Source organism: Rheinheimera sp. (assembly GCF_036782235.1).
Taxonomy (GTDB): Bacteria; Pseudomonadota; Gammaproteobacteria; order Enterobacterales; family Alteromonadaceae; genus Pararheinheimera.
Window position 1 is genome coordinate 45888 of sequence record NZ_DAIPZL010000019.1, and the last position, 6770, is coordinate 52657.

At 46.8% G+C, this 6770-nt stretch carries 6 protein-coding genes; 5 read left to right on the top strand and 1 reads right to left on the bottom strand.

Features of this window, described 5'->3' with window-relative positions; translation table 11 throughout:
* Positions 1-906 (bottom strand): cation diffusion facilitator family transporter (locus tag V7P87_RS15495; RefSeq protein ID WP_333798241.1); only part of this gene is annotated, 906 nt, incomplete at its 3' end.
* 188 nt (positions 907-1094) lie between these two features.
* Here V7P87_RS15495 and V7P87_RS15500 point away from each other — a divergent pair.
* From V7P87_RS15500 to V7P87_RS15520, 5 genes are all read left to right on the top strand, one after another.
* On the top strand, positions 1095-2195 hold the full coding sequence (locus V7P87_RS15500) for a hypothetical protein (protein WP_333798242.1): 1101 nt from the start codon (positions 1095-1097) through the stop codon (positions 2193-2195).
* Between the two features lie 37 nt (positions 2196-2232).
* Positions 2233-2844: a transglycosylase SLT domain-containing protein gene (locus tag V7P87_RS15505; RefSeq protein WP_333798243.1), complete on the top strand. Its 612-nt coding sequence runs from the start codon at positions 2233-2235 to the stop codon at positions 2842-2844.
* Between the two features lie 165 nt (positions 2845-3009).
* The gene (locus V7P87_RS15510; protein ID WP_333798244.1) at positions 3010-4542 is read left to right on the top strand and encodes a sensor histidine kinase; all 1533 of its coding nucleotides are present in this window, start codon (positions 3010-3012) and stop codon (positions 4540-4542) included.
* The gene (locus V7P87_RS15515; protein ID WP_333798245.1) at positions 4523-5692 is read left to right on the top strand and encodes a hypothetical protein; all 1170 of its coding nucleotides are present in this window, start codon (positions 4523-4525) and stop codon (positions 5690-5692) included. The genes V7P87_RS15510 and V7P87_RS15515 overlap by 20 nt, the downstream gene beginning before the upstream one ends.
* 21 nt (positions 5693-5713) lie before the next feature.
* The gene (locus V7P87_RS15520) at positions 5714-6139 is read left to right on the top strand and encodes a hypothetical protein (RefSeq protein ID WP_333798246.1); all 426 of its coding nucleotides are present in this window, start codon (positions 5714-5716) and stop codon (positions 6137-6139) included.
* The last annotated feature ends 631 nt before the right edge of the window (positions 6140-6770 follow it).

The window sequence follows — 6770 nt, forward strand, 5'->3', positions numbered from 1 at the left end:
GTGCAAAGAGTTTGTGGCGTTTTTATTGTCGCGACAAGCTTCATCGGCGGTTTCAAATTCAACAGTGGTATGGGCAAGCTTATAAGGCGCCAGCAACTGCCTGACTTCAGTTTTGTAATAAGGCAGCTCGCGGCCATCAGCCTGGGCTTTGAGCACCAGATGCACTGTCAGTACATGTTGCTCGCCATCGAGTGACCACAAATGTAAATGATGACAACTAGCGACAAAAGGCAAAGTCGTTAGTTTTGCAGAAAGTTCGGCAGCAAGCACCGGGCTTGGACTCACCTGCAAAAACAACTGCAAAGTCTTGCGCAAATTACGCCAGACGTTGAGCAAAATAAAGCAGGTAAAACCAATACTTAGTACCGGATCAATCCAGACCCACCCCGTCAGGTACAACACAATACTGCCAACAAGCACTGCTGCCCAGCCTAAAACATCTTCCAGCAAATGCCAGCTCAGTACCTGTTCGTTTTGGGTTTTGCCAAAACGTAATTTATAAACAGCAGCACCATTGACCAGCACCCCAAGTACTGCCAGCACAATCATGCCCTCGGCCATGGGTTGCTCGGGTTGCCATAACCTGGGAATTGCTTCGGATAAGATCCACAACGACCCAAGCACCAGAATAATACTGTTGACCAGCGCACTTAACAAAGACCAGCGCCGGTAACCATAGCTATAACGCTGATTCGCTTCCCTTTTTGCCACCTTGCTTGCTACCCAGGCAAAAGCAATGGCCAGACAGTCGCCTAAGTCGTGCATCGCGTCTGCCATAATAGCCACACTATTGGTTAAAAACCCGCCGACAAACTCAATCAAGGTAAAACCGAAATTTAACCAGAAGGCAGTAGCAATATTGCTGCTCTCGCCGTTGTGATGATGCTGGTTATGATCATGGGGCATTGTTGACGCCTGAATATAAAAACCTGATTCAACTTAACCAGTTCGATGACATGTCGCAAGCGATAAGCGTAGTTGCCGCAGCTCCTGCTGCACAAAACAGCAATCAGTACCAACTGGCTACTGAAAAAGTTGCAGCGGCGCAGCGCTCACTATAGGCTGACGGCTAAATTCTGTTGTCGGAGTGTGCTGTGCGTTTGTTGTTATTAAGCTTGTTGTTTTCCGGCTCTGCCTTGGCTTCTGCGAAATTTTTCCCTGAACAACCGGTTTTTAACAAAGGGGTCTGGCCCGATCACAGCCAGGACTTATGTTTTGTCGCCGACGAAACGCTGAAGTATCTGAATAAAGGCCAGCATTACGACCCGGCAGCTATCCATGGCGGCAAACTTGCTGGCATCAGTACCGATCTGCAGCGGGTTAAAGACACCCTGGCGTTTTTATGTACTGTCAATCAGCAAGATCAGGCTGCAGGCAGGCCGTCTCGACTGAGCGACCCTGTTTTTATTCAGAATGAATTTGAGTTTGTACGCTGGTATCCGGACAGAGCTGCAGCCGCCAAAGTGGCCAAAGACAAACCACTGCTGCAAAAATTACCGTCCGACCAAATTTTACAAACCAAATATTATGTGCGCATCGCCGATGGCAAAAACGCAAAATCCCCGAGCCACCCACAAGCCTTATATGGCCTGCCTTATGATGAAGCAAAGCTGAAACTTGAAGATGCCGACAAACTCGGCAACAAAATCACCCGATTTCAGTTTGGCAAACAGGATATCCTCAAAGGCGCGCTGGAACAAAAGCCGCTGAAGGCGCCGGCGCTGATATGGCTTAGCCGAGAGGATTTAGAAGGTGCACTGCTACAAGGCACAGCGGTGATCCCTGCCGACAACAAGGGTTATCGTTATTTTAACGTACACCGTAGCAACGGCATTCCCTACAACAGGTTATTAACCCCGGAGCAGCAACAGCGCTATTGGTACTTTAAAGAGGTAAAAAGTGTGCTGGGCTATGGCAAAGATGCTGACTATAAAATTCCGATAGCGCCCAAGGTGACTGTGGCTGGTGATATTGTCAATCTTGGACTGGGTAAGCTAATCTTGCTAGCCACCCCTGAGCGCGGCACAGTGCACTATCGTTTAACCGTGCTCGCTGACACAGGCGGTGCCTTTGCCAACAACCAGTTTCAGCTGGATTGGTTAAGTGGTTATTACCGCGACTTTGCAGACTATCATCAGGACAATAAACACCGTGGCGACTACAGCCAGGTCTGGGTACTGCTGAAAAAACAATAAAACATCAATAAAAACCAACAACAGGATTGAATTCAGCATGAGATTATTCTGGCTGCTGCTGACGTTTTACGGAGCAAACTGTCATGCCAGCATCGACTATGCAGCATGGTCCGCAACAAATAAAGACGGCAGCTGGACCAGGACAGCAGAATCAGCAGTGGCGAATTCGGTCTTGGTTGAGCTGGTACCGAAGGATGTAAAATATTTCTGCCCGGCTTATCCCCAACTTGCCAAAACCGAGCGCCGTAAATTCTGGGTGGGTTTACTCTCGGCTATGGCAAAACCAGAAAGTAACTTTAAACCACAAAGATATTACCGGGAAAAGTTCCGGGACGCTAAAGGCCAAGAAGTGATATCCAGGGGCTTGTTGCAGATCTCTATCGAAAGCGCGAATCAGAAACGTTATGGCTGTGCCATCAAAGATGCATCTAAGCTACATGACCCAGCAGTGAACCTCAGTTGTGGTGTCAAAATCATGTCTAAATGGGTGGCCACAGACGGCATTATTGCCAAACATCAGAAACCACGCAGCCACAAAGGTGCCAGTCGCTATTGGTCAACCTTAAGACCCCAGCATGGCCATTTACGCGCAATTGCAGACTTTACCCGCAGCCTGACATTTTGTCGTTCAGACAGCGACCCTGTGTAACAATGATTGAATAAATCGCAAAGTTAATGTAGCTAATTCACTGTTTAATTTGTAAATTAATAATCTGCAGCTAGCATTAGTTGCATTAGGGAACCATGTTACATTCTGTTGTTTTTGCAACTCGCACGGCGACGCAGTTGCACTTTTACAAGGTAGCAAGAGCGTATGGATAACCGCGGTCGCATGATCAGGCTAAAGCTGACCGGCAAGTTAATGGTGGTGATGGCGGCTATTCTGATCTTTTGTCAGTTACTGCTCTCTGCAACACATCTGTATCAAAGCAATTTACAACTGAACAAACAACATAAAGCCAGACTGGACGCCACAATTAAAACACTGGCGCAAAGTATTGCCATTGATGTCTGGAATTTTAATCCTGGCTCACTCGAGGTTTTACTTGGCCCGCATCTGACTGATCCTGGCATCAAAAAAATTGCCATCAACGACGCCGGCAACAACAAGCTTGAACTGCCAAACCAGACGTTACTGGGCAGCAGTCAGGACGGTGCAGTGATAGAAAAAACGATTGAACTGACACTGGGGGGCCAGCAAACCAGTGTCGGACAAATTAAAATATACAGCAGCACCGACTATATCGCAGATGAACTAAAACAAATTATGCTGCGCCAGACCGGTGAAATGGTGCTGTTGATCCTGATCCTGGCAGCAGGTTTATCTCTTGCATTATCAAAGCTGGTATTACAGCCACTGCGCAAACTAAATGCCGCACTTACTGCAGCGGTCAATAGTAAAGACGGCATAGTGCAGAACCCACTGCTGGGTTTGCAGGATGAATTTGAAGAGGTCGCGGTCAGTATTGCCGGCTTATCCGGTCGTTTATCCGGTGATATTAAAACTATCTCGGAGGCCAAAGCCGATTTGCAACAAGAGAAAGAGCGCACAGAGCAGGCACTGAATCATCTGAAACAGACACAGGAAGCACTGTTACAATCAGAAAAACAAGCGTCGTTAGGTTCGCTGGTGGCAGGTGTCGCCCATGAGGTCAATACACCACTTGGGGTGGTAATTACCAGTATTACCTGTATCAATGATATGGTGCAGCAGCTGCTGCGTGATACCGAAGCCGGCACCCTGACCAAACCACAGCTGGTGAGTCAACTGGATAAACTGACGGAAGCTACGCATCTGATTATTAACAACACCAGCAGAGCCTCGCAATTAATCAATAACTTCAAACTGTTATCGCAAGAGCAACATGGTGAAGCACAACGTTGGTTTAATCTTTCCAATTATATTCAGGATGTTGTGACCAGCATGCAGGATCAGCTGAATGCACATCAGATCAAGCTACAGTTGCAAATTGAACCTGAGATTATTATTTCCAGTATGCCCGGGCTTTATGCACAGCTGGTTAGTTCTTTGTTATCGAATGTGATGGAACATGCTTTTCCTCAGGGTCAGGGCGGTAACTGCTTATTACGCCTTGCGCTAAGGCAAAACGAAGTGTGTTTAAGTTGTAGTGATCAAGGTGTGGGTATAGCACCTGAGCTACAAAGGCGTGTATTTGACCCTTTTTACACCACTAAACTTGGCGTAGGCAGCAGTGGTTTAGGTATGGCCATTGCATACCGAATCGTTAAATTTAACCTGCAAGGCGATATTCAGGTGCACAGTATTGAACAACAAGGAACAACTTTTGATATCAGGATCCCCTATCATGCTGCGCAACTTGACTAGTGTGTTGTTATTGCTGAGTTGCGGTGTTGCAGCAGAAACTGACATTCATGGTTTTGGTTCAGTTCGCGCTGGCAAAATGTTGCCAAAAGGTGAAAACCCGAAGCTGGTTGATATGTATGCCGGTGACGGACTGATTTGGCGTGACGAAACCTTATTTGCGTTGCAAACCACAACTGATTTACAGGATTCACTTCGGGTTACCCTGCAAATGATGGCAAAAGGCAGTGACGACTTCAGTGCCAAAATGAGCCTGGCGTTTTTAAGTTATCAATTAAACCCAGATATGCAAATTAACTTTGGCCGCATTGCCAACCCGCTGTTTGCCCAGTCGGATTTTCAGTATGTGCGTTATGCCCATGACTATGCCCGTCTGCCTAAAGCTGTGTACTGGAATTTTGATTTTGAGACTATTGAAGGTTTATCCTTTGAACACAAAGCCACGGTGAAAGATTTTGCCGTGAAGTACCGCCTTATTACCGGTGATTTCAGCGGGAAAACCTTTAAAAGTGTGCGCCCTGAAGGGGTGCCCATCAAAATGCACAATATTATCAATGGTTATCTTGAATTATCACGCGATTACTGGACTGTGTTTGGCGGTGCTATGCAAGCTGACGGCGATGGTACCGCTATTGATGAACAACTCATTTTTCCTGTGGTGTTACCTGCCCTGTCGAATGTAAACGCCAGCCCTGCCGAAAAACAACAGCTTCTTGATACCCTGAGTATGTCAAAACGGGCGAGATACTACTATTTTGGTGCACGCTTGCAATTTGGCGACTGGAAAATTGAAGGTGAAAAAACCAATTATGGCATTCTAAACAGTGCAGATCCCCGCAACACAGCACATTATGTGGCTGTGTCCAGAAGATTTGACCCATTTATCCTCACTTATCACCACGAATGGAGTATGCAGGACATTAATGATCTGGGATTTCTGCGTGATATCACCCATCCTGCACTCAGGCAAATCGGCACTCAGGTTTATCAGCGCCTGGCCACCCCAAACCGTTTTTCGATGGATGTATTAACGCTGCGTTACGATTTGCAACCAGGAGTAAGCTTTAAAATTGACTATATGCAAGGGCGGGATCGTCAACCTAAGGTTGATGAGTTCCGTGGTTTTTCCTTTGGCGTAGACTTTGTGTTTTAGGGTGCAAAGATGAGATTGCTGATGCTTTTCATCACCCTGCTATTAAGTTTGTCTGTTCATGCAACTGAACTGGTGCTGATAGCGCATCAGAGTAATAACAACAAACTCGAGCAACATAGCCTTATCCAGTTATACCTGAATAAAACCAGTACCTTTGCAGATGGTTCAGCAGCAGTTATTTTTCACAGTGCCAGAGATTCAGCACAGCATCAGCAATTTTGCCTAAGCTTACTCAATCTGACCGCTGCTCAATATCAGTCCTATTGGTCAAGGCTGATTTTTACCGGCGCAGCTGCCAGACCGCATTTTGTGCAAAGCGATGCAGAGATGCTCAAAATTGTCAGTAATAATAAATCAGCTATCGGCTATATTTCAGCGTCAACTGAGCCTGTTAATGTGCGGATCGTTGGTTATTTGCATAACGGCAAGTGGCAGGCAATGCCTTAACAGTAGTGACTTAGCTGGTGATTTCATTACAAGATACCCAAGGCTGTGGATCTAACTCTGGGTATCAGTGCGCTAAGTTACGCTTCGCTTTTAAGCATTAAGCCTGTAGCCTCAAGACGAAACAATAGAGCTTTTAGTAAACACCATCCTCCTTCACCGAACTGACACAGCCGCTTACGCCTATCTTATTTATGAATCACAAGTTTCTGCTGATAAAAGTCCCTGCTCATGCGGGGATTTTTTTATGCTTTTAAGAAGCGGATTGGTGGGGTTAATGGCTTGATTGGGAGCCTTGATACCCTTAGCAGAGCAAGCCGTTCAGCAGGAAAGAAGCCAAATTGTTGGGATTGCGCGGGAGACATGATATTCCTCGCAGAGTTCAGGCCGTTCAGCTGGCGAAACGCAAAACTGTTTGCGTTGCCGAGAAGCCTTGATATCCGTCGCAGAGCTCGGGATTGTTCGGCACCTCCTGTGCCTCATCCCTGCGGGACCAGCCTGCGGCTGTCCAAAACCGTTCCTGACGTTTTTGTGTTCAGACCGGACGACGCCAAACTGTTGGCTTCACGAATTCCCGATTTCGCTGTACTACTCTACGCGCAGTAAATCGCCGGAGCCTAAATACAAAAAACCC

Bases quoted from the DNA above. Each gene is read 5' to 3' on its own strand.
- V7P87_RS15520 (WP_333798246.1), top strand. From the start codon at position 5,714: ATGCTTTTCATCACCCTGCTATTAAGTTTGTCTGTTCATGCAACTGAA.
- V7P87_RS15515 (WP_333798245.1), top strand. From the start codon at position 4,523: ATGCTGCGCAACTTGACTAGTGTGTTGTTATTGCTGAGTTGCGGTGTT.
- V7P87_RS15510 (WP_333798244.1), top strand. From the start codon at position 3,010: ATGGATAACCGCGGTCGCATGATCAGGCTAAAGCTGACCGGCAAGTTA.
- V7P87_RS15505 (WP_333798243.1), top strand. From the start codon at position 2,233: ATGAGATTATTCTGGCTGCTGCTGACGTTTTACGGAGCAAACTGTCAT.